Source organism: Streptomyces lavendulae subsp. lavendulae (assembly GCF_002803845.1).
Classification (GTDB): domain Bacteria; phylum Actinomycetota; class Actinomycetes; order Streptomycetales; family Streptomycetaceae; genus Streptomyces; species Streptomyces lavendulae.
Window position 1 is genome coordinate 5,503,907 of sequence record NZ_CP024985.1, and the last position, 19,934, is coordinate 5,523,840.

Below are 19,934 nucleotides of genomic sequence, written 5' to 3' on the forward strand. Positions count from 1 at the left end.
ATGGATTCGTGACGCGGGCGGCACCCGCCGTATCCTGTGCCCCGTGACCGAGAACACGCAGACACCCAGTGCCCCCAACTCCGAACTGCCGACCCAGTACGCGCCGGCCGAGGTAGAGGGGAAGCTCTACGAGCGCTGGGTAGAGCGTGGCTACTTCACCGCCGATGCCGCGAGCGAGAAGCCCGCGTACACCATCGTCATCCCGCCGCCGAACGTCACCGGCTCCCTGCACCTGGGCCACGCCTTCCAGCACACGCTCATGGACGCCCTCACCCGCCGCAAGCGGATGCAGGGCTACGAGTCGCTGTGGCTGCCCGGCATGGACCACGCCGGCATCGCCACCCAGAACAAGGTCGAGCAGCAGCTCGCCGAGGAGGGCAAGTCCCGCCACGACCTGGGCCGCGAGGAGTTCGTCGAGCGGGTCTGGCAGTGGAAGGAAGAGTACGGCGGCAAGATCCTCGGCCAGATGCGGCGCCTGGGTGACGGCGTCGACTGGTCCCGCGAGCGGTTCACCATGGACGAGGGCCTGTCCAAGGCCGTCCAGACGATCTTCAAGCGGCTCTTCGACGACGGGCTGATCTACCGCGCCGAGCGCATCATCAACTGGTGCCCCCGCTGCCTGACGGCCATCTCCGACATCGAGGTGGAGTACCAGGAGGACGCGGGCGAGCTCGTCTCCATCACGTACGGGGAGGGCGAGGACACCCTCGTCGTCGCCACCACCCGCGCCGAGACGATGCTCGGGGACACGGCCATCGCCGTCCACCCGGACGACGAGCGCTACAAGCACCTGGTCGGCAAGCTCATCAAGCTGCCGCTCACCGACCGCTCCATCCCGGTCGTCGCGGACACGCACGTCGACCCGGAGTTCGGCACCGGCTGCGTCAAGGTGACGCCCGCCCACGACCCGAACGACTTCGCCATCGGGCAGCGCCACGGCCTGCCCAACATGACGATCATGGACGAGCACGGCGTCATCACCGTCCACGGCCCCTTCCTCGGCCTGGACCGTTTCGAGGCGCGTTCCGCGGTCGTCGGCGCCCTGCGCGAGCAGGGCCGGATCGTCGCCGAGAAGCGCCCCTACCTGCACTCCGTCGGGCACTGCTCGCGCTGCTCCACCACCGTCGAGCCGCGCCTGTCCCTCCAGTGGTGGGTCAAGGTCGAGACCCTCGCCAAGGCCGCCGGTGACGCGGTCCGCGACGACCGGGTCAAGATCCACCCGAAGGAGATGGAGAAGCGCTACTTCGACTGGGTCGACAACCTCAACGACTGGTGCATCTCGCGCCAGCTGTGGTGGGGCCACCGCATCCCCGTCTGGTACGGCCCGGACGGCGAGGTCGTCTGCGTCGGACCCGACGACGAGACGCCCACCGGCGAGGGCTGGACCCAGGACACCGACGTCCTGGACACCTGGTTCTCCTCGGGCCTGTGGCCGTTCTCCACGCTCGGCTGGCCGGAGAAGACCCCGGACCTGGAGAAGTTCTACTCCACCGACGTCCTGCTCACCGGCCACGACATCATCTTCTTCTGGGTCGCCCGGATGATGATGTTCGGCCTCTACGCCATGGACGGCGAGGTCCCCTTCAAGACGATCGCCCTGACCGGCCTCGTCCGCGACGAGCGCGGCAAGAAGATGTCGAAGTCCTTCGGCAACGTCGTCGACCCGCTGGACTGGATGGACAAGTACGGCTCCGACGCCGTCCGCTTCACCCTGGCCAAGGGCGCCAACCCCGGCACCGACGTCCCGATCGGCGAGGACTGGGTCCAGGCCTCCCGCAACTTCGCCAACAAGATCTGGAACGCCACCCGCTTCGCGCTCATGAACGGCGCCACGGTCGAGGGCGACCTGCCCCCGGTCGAGAAGATGTCGGCGACCGACCGCTGGATCCTGTCCCGTCTGAACAAGACGGTCGCGCAGGTCGACGCGTACTACGAGGACTTCCAGTTCTCGAAGCTCAGCGAGGCCCTCTACCACTTCGCGTGGGACGAGGTCTTCGACTGGTACGTCGAGCTGTCGAAGACCACCTTCTTCGCGGGCGGCGAGGGCGCCGAGGTCTCCGGCCGCGTGCTCGGTGAGGTCCTGGACACCACCCTGCGGCTCCTGCACCCGGTGGTCCCCTTCGTCACCGAGACCCTGTGGACCACGCTGACCGGCGGCGAGTCCCTCGTCGTCGCCGACTGGCCGAAGGACAGCGGCTTCCGCGACGAGGCCGCCGAGAAGGAGATCGAGAACCTCCAGGCCGTCGTCACCGAGGTCCGCCGCTTCCGCGCCGACCAGGGCCTGCAGCCGGGCCAGAAGGTCCCGGCCCGCCTGGACCTGGCCGGTACGGAGCTGGCCGCGCACGAGGCCGCGATCCGGCAGCTGCTGCGCCTCCAGCCGGAGGGCGAGGAGTTCAACGCCACCGCGACCCTCCCGGTCGCCGGTGCCACCGTCGCGCTGGACCTGTCCGGCACCATCGACGTGGCGGCCGAGCGCAAGCGCCTGAGCAAGGACCTGGGCGCCGCCGAGAAGGAGAAGCAGCAGGCCGAGGCGAAGCTCGGGAACGAGGCCTTCCTGGCCAAGGCCCCGGACAACGTCGTGGACAAGATCAAGGGCCGGCTGGCCAAGGCCGAGGCCGACATCGCCCGGATCCAGGCGCAGCTGGACGGGCTGCCCGCCGCGTAGCTCCCGAGCCGGAAGGCCCCCGCACCGACCGGTGCGGGGGCCTTCCGCGTTCGGGCGGAAGGTCACGGGTGGACGGGCCGTCCGGCCCTGTCCCGGGGCGTCCATAGTGCCGTATATCACTTCATATGTCCGTCTCGTGGATCCGATCCGGTATGCGGAGCACGGATGATGGGGGGCATGCACGTCAAGCCCCTCGCCTCGGCGTTCCACCGGGTCGCGGCCTCCGGCCGCCGGCTCGCCGAGGGCTGGGGTGCTTCACCGCGGGCGCAGGACGTCCTGACGGCCCTGGGCTGTCTGGCCCTGATGGCGCTGGACCTGCCGGGTCTGGCCGCCGCCGACAACTCCCTCAGCGGGCCGCAGGCCGCCGTCGTGCTCACCGCGGGCTGCGCGACGCTGCTGGTGCGGCGCCGGCTGCCGTGGGCCTCGTACGTCACCGCGCTGCTGTTCATCGGCTGGCTGCACGAGCTGACGCTGATCCAGTTCGCGCTCTACTCCGTCGGCCGCTACCGGGGACGGCGGGCCGGGATCCTCGCCACCCTCGGCTACGTGGCCTTCGCGCTCGCGGTGTTCAGCCTTCCGGGCTGGCCCGAGCCGAGGGCGGAGACCCTCAGCGCCTTCCTCAGCCTGGTGGTGCCGATCGGGGTCCTCGCCTCGGCCGTGGGCATCGCCGCGTACCGGCACGACCTGGTGAGCGAGCTCCAGGCCCGCCGGGCGGAGGCCGCGGTGCAGGGCGCCGTCCAGCAGGAGCGCACCTCCGTCGCCCGGGACGTCCACGACTTCGTCGGCCGGGAGCTGACCCTGCTCACGGTGCGCTCCGAGGTGCTGTCGGTGCGGGCGCGCCAGACCTCGTACGCGAAGGACTTCGAGGAGCTGGCGGACACGGCGCGGCGGGCCCACCTGGTGCTCAACGAGATCATCGTGCAGCGCGGGGAACGGGCCGCGACCCCCGGTGTGGACGGGCTGGAGGAGCTGGCGCGCGAGAGCAGCCGGGCCGGTTCGCCGGTGCGGCTGGTCATGGACCCGGACGCGCACGCGCTGTCGCCGCTGCGGCAGGCGGCGGTCTACCGGGTGGTGCAGGAGTGCCTGACGAACGCGGCCAAGCACGCGCACGGCGAGACCATCGAGGTGGTGATCCGGGTGGACGGGCCGCAGCTGCGGATCGCGGTCAGCAACGGCCTCCCGGCCCGCACCCCGGGCCGGGCACCCGTCTCGGCGGGCTCGGGCACGGCGAGCATGTCCGAGCGCGTCCGCAGCCTGGGCGGCACGCTGACGGCGACCCGCACCGAGGACGCGTACGAGGTCACCGCGACCCTCCCGCGCGGCTAGGCCCTGTCGGCCGCCCGGTCGCGCCGCTAGGCGCCGAAGATGCTGCCGAGGGTGTCGAGGTCCTCGACGCACTTGCCCGAGCCGAGGGCCACGCAGTCCAGCGGGGCGTCCGCGACGAAGACCGGGATGCCCGTGGCGGAGGCGACGCGCAGGTCGAGGCCGGGCAGGAGGGCGCCGCCGCCGGTGAGGACGATGCCGTGCTGCATGACGTCCCCGGAGAGCTCGGGCGGGCACTCCTCCAGGGTGCTGCGGACGGCGGCGATGATCGCCTCGATGGGCTCGTCGAGGGCGGAGCGGACGTCCGCGGCGCCCAGTTCCAGGGTCTTGGGCATGCCACCGACCTTCTCGCGGCCCCGCACGGTGAAGGTGCGGGTCTCCAGCTCGGGCCGCTCCGGGACGGGCCAGGCCGAGCCGATGCCGATCTTGACGTCCTCGGCGGTGCGCTCACCGATGAGCAGGGCGTGCTCCTTGCGGACGTAGTCGATGATCGCGGTGTCCAGCCGGTCCCCGCCGACGCGCAGGGACCGCGAGGTGACGATGCCGCCGAGCGAGATGACGGCGACCTCGCAGGTGCCGCCGCCGATGTCCACGACCATCGAGCCGCGCGCCTCGGCGACGGGCAGTCCGGCGCCGATCGCGGCCGCCATCGGCTCCTCGATCAGGTGCACCTTGCGGGCGCCGGCCCGGGTGGAGGCGTGGATGATGGCCCGCCGCTCGACGGGGGTCACCCCGGACGGGACGCAGATGACCATCCGGGTGCGGGGGCGGCGGCCGGGGACGGCCTTGCGCACGAAGTGCCGGATCATCTCCTCGGCGGCCTCGTAGTCGCAGATCACCCCGTCCTTGAGGGGGCGGATCGCGGTGATGGAGCCCGGGGTGCGGCCGATCGTCTCCTTGGCTTCGGTGCCGACGGCGAGGGCCGTGGTCGTGCCCGCCTTGACCGCCACCACGGACGGCTCATTGAGGACGATTCCGTGCCCGCGCGCGTAGACGAGGGTGTTGGCGGTCCCCAGGTCCATCCCTATGTCGCGGCTGGAAGCTGTCTTGTTGGCGCTGGCCTGCGGCATTTGTTCCCCAATCTCCTGTCCGCAAGGCTTGCATAACGATCCGGTCGCTTTCGTCGCCGAAGGTCCCGAAACGGCCGGGCCGAAAGTCCCGGGGGCCCTCGTCCGTAGACTGGGTGCGTGAGTGAGCAGCAGCCCGAGAGCCACGACCGTGACGGCGTCGACCACCTCGACGACTCCTTCGACGAGTTCGACCAGATAGTGGCGGAAGAGTCCGACCGCGACCCCGACCTGGCGGTGATCGAGGCCGGCAGCCGCACCCTGCGCGCCCAGGCCGGGCCGCCCACGGGCGATCCGGTCCCCTCCCGCCCCGAGGACCCGGAGGTGGCGAAGGCGCTCCTGGAGGTGGAGCAGGAGCTCGCCACGCGCTGGGGCGAGACCAAGCTGGAGCCGTCGGTCAGCCGGATCGCCGCGCTGATGGACGTCCTGGGCGAGCCGCAGCGCGCGTACCCGTCGATCCACGTGACCGGCACGAACGGCAAGACCAGCACGGCCCGGATGATCGAGGCCCTGCTGAACGCCTTCGACCTGCGCACCGGCCGCTACACGAGCCCGCACGTACAGTCGATCACGGAGCGGATCAGCCTGGACGGGGCGCCGATCGACGCCGAGCGCTTCGTCGAGACGTACCACGACATCAAGCCGTACGTGGAGATGGTCGACGCGGCCGAGGAGTACCGGCTGTCGTTCTTCGAGGTGCTCACGGGCATGGCGTACGCGGCCTTCGCGGACGCGCCCGTGGACGTGGCCGTCGTCGAGGTCGGGATGGGCGGCAGCTGGGACGCCACCAACGTGATCGACGGCTCGGTCGCCGTGATCACCCCGATCAGCCTCGACCACACGGACCGGCTCGGCTCCACGCCCGGCGAGATCGCCCAGGAGAAGGGCGGCGTCATCAAGCAGGACGCCACCGTGATCCTGGCCCAGCAGCCGGTGGACGCCGCGCAGGTGCTGCTGAAGAAGTCCGTCGAGGTCGACGCGACGGTGGCCCGCGAGGGCATGGAGTTCGGGGTCGTCTCCCGCGAGGTGGCGGTCGGCGGCCAGATGCTGACCCTGCGCGGGATGGGCGGCGAGTACGACGGCATCTTCCTGCCGCTGTACGGCGCCCACATGGCGCACAACGCGGCGGTGGCGCTGGCCGCCGTCGAGGCCTTCTTCGGGGTCGGCGGGGAGCACGCGCGGGAGCTGGACGCCGACACGGTGCGCCGCGCCTTCGCCTCGGTGACCTCGCCGGGCCGCATGGAGGTCGTGCGCCGCAGCCCCACGGTGATCCTGGACGCCGCGCACAACCCGGCGGGTGCCCAGGTGACCGCGGAGGCGGTCACCGAGGCCTTCGGCTTCAGCCGGCTGATCGGTGTGGTGGCGGCGAGCGAGGGCAAGGACGTCAGGGGCGTCTTCGAGGCCTTCGAGCCGATCTTCGCGGAGGTCGTCGTCACCGAGAACACCAGCCACCGGGCGATGGGCGCGGACGAGCTGGCGGCCATCGCGGTCGAGGTCTTCGGAGCCGACCGGGTGCAGGTGGAGCCGAGGCTGGACGACGCCCTGGAGGCGGCCGTCACCCTGGCGGAGGAAGAGGCCGAATACGGTGGGGCCGGGGTCCTGGTGACCGGTTCCGTGATCACGGTGGGCGAGGCCCGCCTGCTGTTCAAGAGGGGCTGAGGGATCGATGCGCACGCTCTGCGCGAGCACGCTGATCGGTGAATTCTTCGTCGTCGGCTTCGCGGGCCTGGTGGCCATGAAGAACCCGGACCTGACCCAGGCCCAGGTGTGGACGGTCTGCGGCGTGACCATGCTGCTGTCGGTGCTGCTGTGCGGGATGCTGTCCCGTCCCGGCGCCGTCCAGCTGGGCTGGGCGCTGCAGATCGGGCTGATCGCGAGCGGTTTCGTGGTGCCCACGATGTTCTTCCTGGGCGCGGTCTTCGCTGGTCTGTGGTGGTGCTCGGTGCACTACGGCCGGCGGATCGACACGATCAAGGCACGCTGGGCCGCGCAGGCCGAGGCCGCCGCCCCTGACGCTGCGTGACGGGTCACCGTAACGGCCCTGTAGATTCGCCCTACCGCACCCGTATGCCGCAAGGAGTTAGAACATGACCCAGCGCACGCTCGTCATCCTGAAGCCGGACGCTGTCCGTCGCGGCCTGATCGGCGAGATCATCGGCCGGATCGAGCGGAAGGCCGGCTGGACCGTTCCCGCGCTGGAGCTGCGCACGCTGGACCGTCAGACGCTGGAGACGCACTACGCCGAGCACGTGGGGCGCCCGTTCTACGAGCCCCTCATGGGCTTCATGGAGAGCGGCCCGGTCGTCGTCCTCGTGGTCGAAGGGGAACGCGTGATCGAGGGTGTCCGCCAGCTGGCCGGGCCCACCGACCCGATCGCCGCGGCGCCCGGTTCCATCCGGGGCGACTTCGGCACCGTCACCCGGGAGAACCTGATCCACGCCTCGGATTCCGAGGAGTCCGCGGAGCGCGAGCTGAAGCTCTTCTTCCCCTCCCTCTGAGGGCCGAAGGGGCCTTTCGGGGCACTCCTTCCTGACGAGACATCAGCCAAATAGCGCTCATGACCTGGGGCGACCGAAGTAATTTCGGTCGCCCTTCGGTATTGCGGGTGGCAACCGGGAACGCCTGGACAGGACACGACGTCACCACTAAGGGGGCGGGTATCCGTTCCGGCGGGATTGCCGGAGTCCCGTCGCGCGGACTCCGCGCTTGCGGCACTACGATGGGGCCTCCACCCACACACCCACCTCGCCGACCCTGACAGCAGCCGCTATCAACTGGAAGGCCAGACGCTCCTCATGGGGAACAAGGGGAACAACATGTCGTTCATCGGCCGTGACATGGCGATCGACCTCGGGACCGCCAACACGCTGGTGTACGTGAGGGGCCGGGGAATCGTCCTGAACGAGCCGTCCGTGGTCGCCATCAACACGAACACCGGTGGCATCCTGGCGGTCGGCTCCGAGGCGAAGAAGATGATCGGCCGGACGCCCGGCAACATCGTCGCCGTAAGGCCCCTCAAGGACGGCGTGATCGCCGACTTCGAGATCACCGAGCGGATGCTCCGGTACTTCATCCTCAAGATCCACAAGCGCCGGTACCTGGCCCGTCCGCGCGTGGTGGTCTGCGTGCCCTCCGGCATCACCGGAGTGGAGCGCCGCGCCGTCATCGAGGCGTCCACGCAGGCCGGCGCCCGCCAGGTGCACATCATCGAAGAGCCCATGGCCGCCGCCATCGGCTCGGGCCTGCCCGTCCACGAGGCCACCGGCAACATGGTCGTGGACATCGGCGGCGGCACCACCGAGGTCGCCGTCATCTCCCTCGGCGGAATCGTCACCGCGCAGTCCATCCGGGTGGCCGGCGACGAGCTGGACAACGCGATCATCCAGCACATCAAGAAGGAGTACTCGCTCCTCCTCGGCGAGCGCACCGCCGAGCAGATCAAGATCACCATTGGGTCGGCGTACGACCTCGACAAGGACGAGCACACCGAGATCCGCGGTCGCGACCTCGTCTCCGGCCTGCCGAAGACGGTGGTCATCTCCGCCGCCGAGGTCCGCAAGGCCATCGAGGAGCCCGTCAACGCCATCGTCGACGCCGTCAAGACCACCCTCGACAAGTGCCCGCCGGAGCTGTCCGGCGACATCATGGACCGCGGCATCGTCCTCACCGGCGGAGGCGCCCTGCTGCGCGGGCTCGACGAGCGGCTGCGCCGCGAGACGGGCATGCCGATCCACATCGCCGAGGACCCGCTCGACTCCGTGGCCCTGGGCTCCGGCAAGTGCGTCGAGGAGTTCGAAGCCCTCCAGCAGGTTCTGGACGCCCAGCCCCGGCGGTGATCGAATCCCCGCGAACGGGGCATGCGGAACACAAGGATCCGCCGTACGGGTGCTACCGCGCCCGTGCGGCGGATCGTTGATATACAGGCACAGTCCGGTGCGTGCCCCGGCTCCACCGGAGCGGCTCCGCCGCATGGGTTTCTACGAGGAAGGCACGGCCTCCACACGTGAGGGACACACGAGAGAGCCGGCTGCTCCTGGTGCTGCTGATCGCCATCGCGTTCGCTTTGATCACGGTGGACATCAGAGCGGGTGAGGAGTCGCCGGTGGACGGGGCCCGGCAGGCCGCCGCAGCGGTCTTCGGCCCCGTGGAGAAGGGCATGGCGACCGCGGTGGATCCGGTCGCCAACGCCATAGGAGCCGTACGCGACTCCGACCAGCGCCACAGCCGCATCGCCACCCTGGAGCGCGAGAACACCGCGCTCAAGGCCAAGCTGGGCAGCGACGACCAGACCCGCAGCCGCATCCACGAGCTCGACCAGATGCTCAAGCGGGCCGGCGCCGGACAGTACGGCATCAAGGGCGCCGAGGTCATCGCCATAGGAGCGGCCCAGGGCTTCTCCTGGACCGTCACCATCGACGCGGGCAGCAAGGACGGCATCGAACGCGACATGACCGTCCTGAACGGGGACGGACTCGTCGGCCGCGTCACCACCGTCGGCCCCGACACCGCCACCGTGGTGCTCGCCAACGACCCCGACTTCACCGTCGGCACCCGGCTGGAGAAGACCGGAGAGCTCGGCTTCGCCACCGGCCAGGGCGACCGCGCCCTCTCCGTCCAGATGCTCAATGGCAAGGCCAAGGTGAACCCGGGCGACCGGCTCGTCACCTTCGGCTCCCGGGGCAACAAGCCCTTCGTACCCGGCGTCCCCATCGGAGAGGTCGTCAAGGTCGACCCCTCCCGCGGGGACCTGACCCGCACCGTGTGGGTGAGGCCGTTCGTCGGCTTCTCCCGCCTGGACATCGTCGGCGTCGTCGTCATGCCCCCGCGCGAGGACCCCCGCGACGCCGTCCTGCCCCCCAAGCCCGAGGCCCCCAAGCCCACCCCGACGGTCACGGTCACGGTCACCCCGTCCGCCGGCGCGTCCGTCAAGCCGGCCGACGAGTAGGAGCCGACCACCATGCGCTTCAACCGGATCCTGCTGTCGGGCACGCTCGTCGCCGTCGCCCTCGTCATCCAGGTCAGCGTCCTGGGGCGGCTCCAGCTGCCCGGGGCCGTCCCCGACCTCGTCCTGCTGACCGTGGTTGCGCTCGCCCTGGTCTACGGGCCCGTCGGCGGAGCCCTCATCGGCTTCGGCGCCGGACTCCTCGCCGACCTGGCCCCGCCCGCCGACCACGCCGCCGGACGGTACGCGCTCGTCCTGTGCCTCATCGGCTACCTCGTGGGCCTCGTCCGCCCCGACACCGGGCGGTTCCGCTCCGCCTGGGGCCCGATGCTCACCGTCGTCGCCGCCGCGATGTCCTCCACCCTGCTCTACGCGGGCGTCGGCGCCCTCGTCGGCGACACCGCCGCCCGCCACGTGGGCCTGGTCGGCCTGCTGTTCACCGCCACCCTGTACGACCTGCTGCTCGCGCCCTTCACGGTGCCGTTCCTGATGGCGCTCGCCCGCCGTGCCGAGAACGACCCGATGGCCGTCGAGGCCAACGGCGGTCCGCCGCAGGGCAAGGACGTCGCCTCCGGCTGGCTGGCCGGCGGCACGGGGCTGCGCATCGGCAGCCAGCGCGGCGGCCTGCGGCTGAAGACCGCGCGCGGCCGCGCCAACCGGGCCGGCCGCATAAAGGGTGTCAAGGGCGTGAAGAGCGTCAAGAAGCTGTGACGGGGGAGCAGTCGTGACCAACATTCCGGAGACCGGCCGCACCCATCGGGTGCAGATCCGGCTCGTCATCCTGCAGGTGCTCGTCTTCTCCCTGCTGCTCACCCTGGGCGGCCGGCTCTGGTACCTCCAGATCCGCAACGGCCAGGAGTACTCCGACGAGGCCAAGAACAACCACGTCCAGCAGGTGGTGCAGCCCGCCGTCCGCGGCTCCATCCTGGACGCGCGCGGCGTGCCGCTGGCCGACAACGAGACCCGTCTGGTCGTCTCCGCCAGCCGCACCGAGCTGATGAAGATAAAGGACAAGGGCAAGGGCGTCCTGACCCGCCTCGCCGGGGTGCTCGACATGAAGCCGCAGGACGTCATGGACAAGGTCCGCCTCTGCGACTCCAAGACCCCGCAGCCCTGCTGGAACGGCTCGCCGTACCAGCCCATCCCGGTGACCCTGGAGGCCACCACCCAGCAGGCCCTCCAGATCCGCGAACGCCCCGAGGACTTCCCCGGCATCACCGCCGAACCCACCGCCGTACGCCGCTACCCGGCCCCCGGCGGCGCCAACACCGGACAGGTCCTCGGCTACCTCTCCCCGGTCACCGACGACGAGATCGTCAAGGCGAAGAACACCAACTCGCCGTTCCTGCGCTCGGACCAGGTCGGCCGCTTCGGCCTGGAGCGCACCTACGACAAGGCCCTGCGCGGCAAGTCCGGCGTCACCCGCTACGAGGTGGACAACCTCGGCCGGGTCATCGGCCAGGCCGCCAACGACCCCGCCGTCCCCGGCGCCAACCTGGTCACCAGCATCGACGCCCGCGTCCAGGGGGTCGCCGAGTACGAGCTCAACGCGGCCATGATCGAGGCGCGCAAGCAGATCGACCGCAACACCGGCGTCCCCTACAAGGCCGACGCCGGCGCCATCGTCGTCCTGGAGTCCAAGACCGGCCGGGTCGTGGCGATGGCCTCCAACCCGACGTACGACCCCAACGTGTGGGTCGGCGGCATCTCCGGCAAGGACTACGCCAAGCTCACCGCCAAGGAGTCCAACGTCCCGCTGATGAACCGGGCGATCCAGGGCCAGGCCGCCCCGGGCTCCATCTTCAAGGTCATCCCGACCGCGGCCGCGGTCAACGCCGGGTACAAGTTCGACGGCGACTACCCCTGCCCCAGCTCGTACTCCATCGGCGGCCAGGTCTTCAAGAACTTCGAGTCCCAGGGCCACGGCAACATCACCCTCGGCCGGGCCCTGGAGGTCTCCTGCGACACCGTCTTCTACGCCCTCGGCCACCAGCAGTGGCTCAAGGACGGCGGGCTGCACCCGGTGAAGAACCCGGCGCAGATCTTCTACAAGACCGCCCACCAGTTCGGTCTCGGCGCGGAGACCGGCGTGGACCTGCCGGGCGAGGAGAAGGGCCGGGTCCCCGACCGCGAGTGGAAGCAGAAGTTCTGGGAGGCCAACAAGGACCAGTGGTGCAAGACCGGCAAGAAGGGCGGCACCTACGTCGAGCTGCTCTCCTACGAGAACTGCCTCGAAGGCAACCTCATGCGCGCCGGTGACGCCGTCAACTACTCCATCGGACAGGGCGACACGCTCGTCACACCGATCCAGATGGCCACCATCTACGCCGCCATCTCCAACGGCGGCACCCTGTGGAACCCGACCATCGGCAAGGCGATCATCAGCGCCGACGGCAAGAACGTCGAGGAGATCAAGCCGAAGTCCCACGGCAAGCTGCCCATGACCGAGGAGACCCGGTCGAAGATAGGAGAAGCGCTGGAGGGCGTCGCCACCCGCGGCACCGCCGCCTGGCGCTTCGGCGGCTGGCCGCAGAAGGAGATCCCGATGCACGCCAAGACCGGCACCGCCGAGGTCTACGGCAAGCAGACGACCTCCTGGTTCGCCACGTACACCGAGGACTACACGATCGTGATGACGATCTCCCAGGGCGGCACCGGCTCCGGGGCCTCCGGTCCCGCCGTGCGCAACGTCTACAACGCCCTCTACGGCCTCGACATGGCCGGCAAGCAGGACCCGAAGAAGGCCCTGCTGCCCAAGCCCGAGGCCGAGCTGCCCAAGGTGCAGCCCGACGGCTCCATCGACGCCCCCGAGGTCCGGCCGTACGTGCCGCCGTCCCCGGAGGAGTCCGCCCCGCCCGCGCTCGCCGGACCGCCGGCCCCGCCCGCCCACCGGCAGGACTGAGGCCCCGATGCAGACCGCCAACAAGTTCTCCGTCGCCCGGTACGCACCCCAGCGCGGACCCGTCGCCAAGCTGACCGCGCGGGACTCCGTCCTGCGCCGGCTCGACTGGCCGATACTGCTGTCCGCGTTCGCGCTGTCCGCCCTCGGCTCCCTGCTGGTGTGGTCCGCGACCCGCAACCGCACCACCCTGAACCAGGGGGACCCGTACTACTTCCTCCTGCGCCACGCCATGAACACCGGCATCGGCCTGGTCCTGATGATCGGCACCATCGCCCTCGGGCACCGCACCCTGCGCGGGGTCGTGCCCATCCTCTACGGGCTCTCCCTGGTGCTGATCATCGCCGTGCTCACCCCGCTCGGCGCCACCATCAACGGCGCCCACGCGTGGATCGTGATCGGCGGCGGCTTCTCGCTCCAGCCCTCCGAGTTCGTGAAGATCACGATCATCCTCGGCATGGCCATGCTGCTCGCCGCCCGGGTGGACGCGGGAGACCTCGCCCACCCCGACCACCGCACCGTCATGAAGGCGCTCTGCCTGGCCGCCGCCCCCATGGGCATCGTCATGCTGATGCCCGACCTCGGTTCCGTCATGGTCATGGTCGTCATCGTGCTCGGCGTGCTGCTCGCCTCCGGCGCCTCCAACCGCTGGGTGGCCGGCCTGCTCGCCTCCGGCGCCGCCGGGGCCGTCCTGATCTGGCAGCTCGGCGTCCTCGACGAGTACCAGATCAACCGCTTCGCGGCCTTCGCCAACCCCGAGCTCGACCCCGCGGGCGTCGGCTACAACACCAACCAGGCGCGCATCGCGATCGGCTCCGGCGGGCTGACCGGCTCCGGGCTCTTCAAGGGCTCGCAGACCACCGGCCAGTTCGTCCCGGAGCAGCAGACCGACTTCGTCTTCACCGTGGCGGGGGAGGAGCTCGGCTTCCTCGGCGCCGGACTGATCCTGGTCCTCCTCGGCGTCGTGCTCTGGCGGGCCTGCGTCATCGCCCGCGAGACCACCGAGCTCTACGGCACCGTCGTGTGCGCCGGGATCATCGCCTGGTTCGCCTTCCAGGCCTTCGAGAACATCGGGATGACCCTCGGCATCATGCCGGTGGCCGGACTCCCGCTGCCCTTCGTCTCCTACGGAGGATCATCGATGTTCGCCGTCTGGGTGGCGATCGGACTACTCCAGTCCATCCGCGTCCAACGCCCCCTTTCGGCCTGACCTCCGCCGTGCGGGGGCCGCTTTCCGCCGCGGCGGACGGCGGCCTCCCACCGGACCCCGTTCCGCATTAGATTCGGTTCATGGCGGAAACCCAGCGCGAGATCGAGCGGAAATTCGAGTTCACGCACGGCGACGGCACGGAAGGCGGCGGAGCGGGCCCCGGACGCGGCGGACGCCTCCCCGACCTGACCGGCACCGCCGGGATCACCGAGGTACGCGCCGAGGGCACCGTCCGCCTCGACGCCGTCTACTACGACACCCCCGACCGGCGGCTCGCCGCCGCCGGGCTCACCCTGCGGCGCCGCACCGGCGGCCACGACGCCGGCTGGCACCTGAAACTGCCCGTCGCCCCCGGCGTCCGCGACGAGATCCGGGCCCCCCTCGCCGACACCCCGCCCCGCGCCCTCACCGCCCTCGTCCGCTCCCGCGTCCGCGGCTCCGGGCTCGAACCGCAGGTCAGGCTGGGCTCCGAACGCGTCGTGAGCCACCTCCTCGACGCCCGGGGCGACTTCCTCGCCGAGCTGAGCACCGACACCGTGCGCGCCGAGCGGGGCACCGCCGTCGCCACCTGGACCGAGGTCGAGGTGGAACTCGGCGACGGCGTCGACCCCGCCCTCCTCGACGCCGTCGAGAAGCGCTTCCGCAAGGCCGGACTCCGGGTCAGCGACGCCCCCTCGAAGCTCGCCCGCGCCCTCGCCGAGACCGGCGCCGCCCCGGCCCCCGCCGCGGCCGCCGTAGAAGAACCCCCCGAGGGCACGGCGGGCGCGCACCTGCTGGCGTACCTGCGCGAACAGCGCGACGCCCTGATCGCCCTCGACCCCGCCGTCCGCCTCGACCTGCCCGACTCCGTCCACCAGATGCGCGTCGCCACCCGCCGGCTGCGCAGCGCGCTCGCCACCCACCGCCGGATCATCGACCGCGCCACCACCGACCCGCTCCGCGAGGAACTGCGCCACCTCGCCGCCGAACTCGGCGCCGACCGCGACCGCGAGGTCCTGCTGGAACGGCTGCGCACCCGCCTCGGCGAACTCCCGCGCACCCTGCTCCACGGCCCGGTCCGGTCCCGGCTGCGCACCTGGAACGCCGCCCGCCGCTCCGCCACCCGCCGCCGCGCCGTCGCGGTCCTCGACAGCCCGCGCCACCTGGCCCTCCTCGACGCCCTCGACGCCCTCCTGGCCGACCCGCCCCTGCGCGCCCCCGCCTCCCGCCCGGCCGGGCGGGTCCTGCCCAAGGCCGTACTGCGCGACTGGGACCGCCTCGCCCACCGGGTCGGCGCGGCCCTCGACCTGGAGCCGGGTGAGGAACGCGACCTCGCCCTGCACGAGGCCCGCAAGGCCGCCAAGCGCGCCCGCTACGCGGCCGAGGCCGCCGCCCCCGCCCTCGGCAAACCGGCCCGGCGCCTGGCCCGGGCCGCCAAGAACGTGCAGACCCTGCTCGGCGAGCACCGCGACGGCGTCGTCACCCGCGAGGCCCTGCACCGGCTGGCCCTCCAGGCGGCCGGCGCGGGGGAGTCCTCCTTCACCTGGGGCGTCCTCTACGGCCGCGAGGAAGAGGTGACCGCACGCTGCGAACGCGAGCTCCCGGCCGTCTGGGCCGAGGCCGACGACCCCGCGCTGCGGGCAGCCCTCACGTGATCATGTGGGCGGGGGCGGTCCGGCCCTCGGGGTACGCTTGAGAGTCGCCCCCTGCCCGCTTCACGAAAGTCGCGTGATGTCCGAGTCGGTCTTCCCACAGCTCGAAGCTCTGCTCCCGCATGTGCAGAAGCCCATCCAGTACGTCGGTGGTGAGCTCAATTCCACGGTGAAGCCCTGGGAGTCGTGCGACGTCCGCTGGGCGCTCATGTACCCCGACGCGTACGAGGTGGGGCTGCCCAACCAGGGCGTCATGATCCTCTACGAGGTGCTCAACGAGCGCGAGGGCGTCCTCGCCGAGCGCACGTACTCGGTCTGGCCCGACCTCGAAGAGCTGATGCGCGAGCACAAGGTGCCGCAGTTCACCGTCGACAGCCACCGCCCGGTCGGTGCCTTCGACGTGTTCGGCCTGTCCTTCTCCACGGAGCTGGGCTACACCAACATGCTCACGGCCCTCGACCTGGCGGGCATCCCGCTGGAGTCCAGGAACCGTACGCTCGACCACCCCATCGTGCTCGCGGGCGGCCACGCGGCCTTCAACCCCGAGCCGATCGCGGAGTTCATCGACTGCGCCGTCATCGGCGACGGCGAGCAGGCCGTCCTCGACATGACCGAGATCATCCGCACCTGGAAGGCCGAAGGCCGTCCGGGCGGACGCGAGGAAGTGCTGCTGCGCCTCGCGAAGACCGGCAACGTCTACGTGCCGGGCTTCTACGACGTGGAGTACCTGGAGGACGGCCGCATCGGCCGGGTCGTGCCGAACCGGTCCGGCGTGCCGTGGCGCGTGTCCAAGCACACCGTCATGGACCTCGACGAGTGGCCCTACCCCAAGCAGCCCCTGGTCCCGCTCGCCGAGACCGTCCACGAGCGCATGTCCGTGGAGATCTTCCGCGGCTGCACCCGCGGCTGCCGTTTCTGCCAGGCCGGCATGATCACGCGCCCCGTGCGGGAGCGAAGCATCACCGGCATCGGCGAAATGGTGGAGAAGGGCCTCAAGGCGACCGGCTTCGAGGAGGTCGGCCTGCTCTCCCTCTCCTCGGCGGACCACACCGAGATCGCCGACATCGCCAAGGGCCTCGCCGACCGCTACTCGGACGACAAGGTGGGCCTGTCCCTGCCGTCGACCCGCGTCGACGCCTTCAACGTGGACCTGGCCAACGAGCTGACCCGCAACGGCCGCCGCTCCGGCCTGACCTTCGCCCCCGAGGGCGGCTCCGAGCGCATGCGCAAGGTCATCAACAAGATGGTCTCCGAAGAGGACCTGATCCGCACCGTCGCCACCGCCTACGGCAACGGCTGGCGCCAGGTGAAGCTGTACTTCATGTGCGGCCTGCCCACCGAGACCGACGAGGACGTCCTCCAGATCGGTGACATGGCGGTCAACGTGATCGCCAAGGGCCGCGAGGTCTCCGGCCAGAACGACATCCGCTGCACGGTCTCCATCGGCGGGTTCGTGCCGAAGCCGCACACCCCCTTCCAGTGGGCGCCGCAGCTGTCGGCCGAGGAGACGGACGCCCGTCTCGGCAAGCTCCGCGACAAGATCCGCGGCGACAAGAAGTACGGCCGCTCCATCGGCTTCCGCTACCACGACGGCAAGCCCGGCATCGTCGAGGGCCTCCTCTCGCGCGGCGACCGCCGCATCGGCGACGTCATCCGCGCCGTGTACGAATCCGGCGGCCGCTTCGACGGCTGGCGCGAGCACTTCTCGTACGACCGCTGGATGCAGGCCGCGGAGAAGACGCTGCCCGCCTACGGCGTCGACGTCGCCTGGTACACCACCCGCGAGCGCACCTACGAGGAGGTCCTGCCCTGGGACCACCTGGACTCCGGTCTCGACAAGGACTGGCTCTGGGAGGACTGGCAGGACGCCCTCGACGAGACCGAGGTCGAGGACTGCCGCTGGACCCCGTGCTTCGACTGCGGCGTCTGCCCCCAGATGGACACCCACATCCAGATCGGCCCCACCGGCCAGAAGCTGCTGCCGCTGTCGGTCGTCAAGTAGCCCCGTGACCCCGAGTGCCCCCGCCGTCAACGGCGGGGGCACTCGCATGTGGCCCCGGCGCAACGGCTCCGGCGCAACGGCTCCGGCGCTTCTGGTGTCCTTAGCGGCATGGAAATGGAAAAGCGGCGGCCCGACCCCGGCGCCGAAGGGTGCCTCGTCGGCGTCCTGCGGGTCCCGGTCAAGATCGTGGCCGTCCTGGTGGTCCTGCCCGTACGGGTGGTCTGGGACGTGCTCGCCGCCTCCGCCCGGCTGCTGCACCGGCACGTTCTCGCGCCGGCGGGGCAGGGGCTGGCCTGGTTCCACGCGCACGCGCTGCGACCCGTACTGCGGGGGCTCGGCCGGACCGCCGGGATCCTGCTGATGCTGGTCTTCGTCTGGCCGTGGACGGGGCTGTGGCGGTACGTGTTCGCCCCCGCCGGGCGCGGGCTGGCGTGGCTGGGCCGCGGGCTGGCCACCCACCTGCTCCGGCCGCTGGGCCGGGGCCTCGCCTTCGCCGGGTGGGCCGTTCTCGTCCGGCCGTGGGCGATGCTCCGCCGCCACGTCCTGGTCCCCCTCGGCGACGCGCTGCTCACGCACCTGCTGCGGCCGCTCGGCCAGGGGCTCGGAAGGGTCCTGAGCGCGGTGGGCCGGTACCTGCTGCTGCCGCTCGGCAAGGGCGCCGCCTGGGCCGGGTGGGCCCTGGGGATGGCACTGTTCGTCTGGCCGTGGACCGCCCTGTGGCGGTACGTGCTCGTGCCCGCCGGGCGGGGTATCGCCTGGGCGGCGCACGGGGTGGGGACCGCGCTGGCGTGGCTGGGCAGGGCGCTGTTCGTGTGGCCCTGGGCCGCGCTGTGGCGGTACGTGCTCGTGCCCGTCGCCGTCGGTGCGTACCGGTACGTGCTGGCACCGCTCGGCCGCGGGGCGTACACGTACCTGCTCGCCCCCCTCGGCCGGCTGCTCGTCGCCGCGTGGCACCTCGCCGGCCGGATCAGCCGGGCCCTGGGACGCGGACTGGTCCGGCTGTGGCGCGGGTGCGTCGCGCGGCCCTGCGCCTGGGCCTACCGACAGGTGGCCACCCCCGCCGGGCACCTCGTCCGCGAAATCTGGCGCACCGCCCGCGCCGCCGTCCGCGAAGCCCGCGCCGAGGTGCGGCGCGCCCTGTTCGGGGCCCCGCCCCGGGAACCGGTGAGGTCACGGGCGCGTACTCTGGGTAGTACGACAGCCGTAGGCAGCGTGCCCGCTCCCGAGATCTCCCTGCACGAACGGCAGGGGTGAGCCGGGGGCAGGGCGTCGCCGCCCGGCCCCACGGACACTCAGGGCGACGCGCGAGCCGCGACGCCCCGCACAAGGAGAAGAACCACTGGGCAAGCGACAGCCCGAAGGCCCGCCTCCCGCACCGGTGGTGCAGCGCATCCGACTGCGCTACACCAAGCGTGGCCGCCTCCGGTTCACCAGCCACCGAGACTTCCAGCGCGCCTTCGAGCGCGCCCTGCGCCGCGCCGAGGTGCCCATGGCGTACTCGGCAGGCTTCACCCCGCACCCCCGGGTCTCGTACGCGAACGCCGCGCCCACCGGCACCGGCAGCGAGGCCGAGTACCTGGAGATCGGGCTCGCCGCGCCCCGCGACCCCGAGAAGCTCCGTGAGCTCCTCGACGAGTCGATGCCGGTCGGGCTCGACATCATCGACGCCGTCGAAGCCCGCACCTCCGGGCTCGCGGACCGGCTGACCGCCTCCGTGTGGGAGCTGCGCCTGGAGGGCGTGGACCCCGCCGACGCCGAGCGGGCGGTGGAGACCTTCCTCACCGCCGAGACCGTGGAGGTGCAGCGCCGCACCAAGAACGGCGTGCGCACCTTCGACACCCGTGGCGCGGTCGTCAGCCTGGAAGCCCTTCCTGTTCAGGCTGATAGGCCGCTGGACAATGCCTGTGCGATACTGCGGCTGGTTGTTCGGCATTTGACACCTGCCGTGCGACCCGACGACGTCCTGTCCGGTCTCCGAGCTGTGGCCGACCTGGCGCCGCCGGTCCCCGCTGCGGTGACCAGGCTGGCGCAGGGGCTCTTCGACGAGGAGTCCGGCACGGTGACCGACCCGCTCGCGCCCGACCGCGAGGCTGTCACGGCCGCCCCACCCACGGCCGCCGTGCCCGCCGACGCGAAGGCGCCGGAAGGTCCCGCCGCGTAGGGATCGTCGTCGTCGCGCCGCCCTGGCACTCGGG

Annotated in this window: 15 protein-coding genes; 14 read left to right on the plus strand and 1 reads right to left on the minus strand. The window is 71.3% G+C overall.

The features are described 5' to 3' along the window. Positions 1-43: 43 nt before the first annotated feature. Together SLAV_RS24425 and SLAV_RS24430 are read left to right on the plus strand one after the other, a co-directional pair. Entirely contained in the window at positions 44-2,665 is a 2,622-nt protein-coding gene (locus tag SLAV_RS24425; RefSeq protein ID WP_030229638.1) for a valine--tRNA ligase, read from the plus strand. A gap of 177 nt (positions 2,666-2,842) precedes the next feature. After that, positions 2,843-3,991: a sensor histidine kinase gene (locus SLAV_RS24430; RefSeq protein ID WP_030229640.1), complete on the plus strand. Its 1,149-nt coding sequence runs from the start codon at positions 2,843-2,845 to the stop codon at positions 3,989-3,991. Positions 3,992-4,017: 26 nt separating this feature from the next. On the opposite strand, the gene SLAV_RS24435 is transcribed toward SLAV_RS24430, so the two are convergent. Then, on the minus strand, positions 4,018-5,058 hold the full coding sequence (locus SLAV_RS24435; protein WP_051840792.1) for a rod shape-determining protein: 1,041 nt from the start codon (positions 5,056-5,058) through the stop codon (positions 4,018-4,020). Between the two features lie 117 nt (positions 5,059-5,175). Between SLAV_RS24435 and folC the strand changes: the two genes are divergently transcribed. The 12 genes from folC (at position 5,176) to SLAV_RS24495 (ending at position 19,900) form a co-directional block, all read left to right on the plus strand. After that, a complete protein-coding gene (gene folC, locus SLAV_RS24440) occupies positions 5,176-6,714 on the plus strand; it encodes a bifunctional tetrahydrofolate synthase/dihydrofolate synthase (RefSeq protein ID WP_030229643.1) in 1,539 nt (512 codons plus the stop codon). Positions 6,715-6,721: 7 nt separating this feature from the next. Further along, a complete protein-coding gene (locus SLAV_RS24445) occupies positions 6,722-7,078 on the plus strand; it encodes a DUF4233 domain-containing protein (RefSeq protein WP_030229644.1) in 357 nt (118 codons plus the stop codon). A gap of 64 nt (positions 7,079-7,142) precedes the next feature. After that, positions 7,143-7,553 carry a nucleoside-diphosphate kinase gene (gene ndk / locus SLAV_RS24450; RefSeq protein WP_030229645.1) on the plus strand — a complete coding sequence of 137 codons (411 nt, stop codon included), beginning with the start codon at positions 7,143-7,145 and terminating at the stop codon, positions 7,551-7,553. A 318-nt stretch (positions 7,554-7,871) separates the two neighbouring features. Beyond that, positions 7,872-8,891 (plus strand): rod shape-determining protein, encoded by a 1,020-nt coding sequence (locus tag SLAV_RS24455; RefSeq protein WP_008738981.1) that lies wholly within the window; start codon positions 7,872-7,874, stop codon positions 8,889-8,891. A 167-nt stretch (positions 8,892-9,058) separates the two neighbouring features. Next, the gene (gene mreC, locus SLAV_RS24460) at positions 9,059-10,000 is read left to right on the plus strand and encodes a rod shape-determining protein MreC (protein WP_030229647.1); all 942 of its coding nucleotides are present in this window, start codon (positions 9,059-9,061) and stop codon (positions 9,998-10,000) included. A 12-nt stretch (positions 10,001-10,012) separates the two neighbouring features. Next, positions 10,013-10,708: a rod shape-determining protein MreD gene (gene mreD / locus SLAV_RS24465; RefSeq protein WP_030229648.1), complete on the plus strand. Its 696-nt coding sequence runs from the start codon at positions 10,013-10,015 to the stop codon at positions 10,706-10,708. A 13-nt stretch (positions 10,709-10,721) separates the two neighbouring features. Continuing rightward, the gene (gene mrdA / locus SLAV_RS24470; RefSeq protein ID WP_030229650.1) at positions 10,722-12,899 is read left to right on the plus strand and encodes a penicillin-binding protein 2; all 2,178 of its coding nucleotides are present in this window, start codon (positions 10,722-10,724) and stop codon (positions 12,897-12,899) included. 7 nt (positions 12,900-12,906) lie between these two features. Next, positions 12,907-14,106, plus strand: a complete 1,200-nt coding sequence (gene rodA, locus SLAV_RS24475) for a rod shape-determining protein RodA (protein WP_030229651.1) — start codon at positions 12,907-12,909, stop codon at positions 14,104-14,106. 80 nt (positions 14,107-14,186) lie between these two features. Further along, the gene (locus tag SLAV_RS24480; protein WP_030229652.1) at positions 14,187-15,740 is read left to right on the plus strand and encodes a CYTH and CHAD domain-containing protein; all 1,554 of its coding nucleotides are present in this window, start codon (positions 14,187-14,189) and stop codon (positions 15,738-15,740) included. 73 nt (positions 15,741-15,813) lie between these two features. Further along, positions 15,814-17,739, plus strand: a complete 1,926-nt coding sequence (locus tag SLAV_RS24485) for a TIGR03960 family B12-binding radical SAM protein (protein WP_030229654.1) — start codon at positions 15,814-15,816, stop codon at positions 17,737-17,739. 108 nt (positions 17,740-17,847) lie between these two features. Further along, positions 17,848-18,993, plus strand: a complete 1,146-nt coding sequence (locus SLAV_RS24490) for a hypothetical protein (RefSeq protein WP_199922154.1) — start codon at positions 17,848-17,850, stop codon at positions 18,991-18,993. Between the two features lie 127 nt (positions 18,994-19,120). After that, on the plus strand, positions 19,121-19,900 hold the full coding sequence (locus SLAV_RS24495; RefSeq protein ID WP_030229656.1) for a TIGR03936 family radical SAM-associated protein: 780 nt from the start codon (positions 19,121-19,123) through the stop codon (positions 19,898-19,900). Positions 19,901-19,934: the final 34 nt, after the last annotated feature.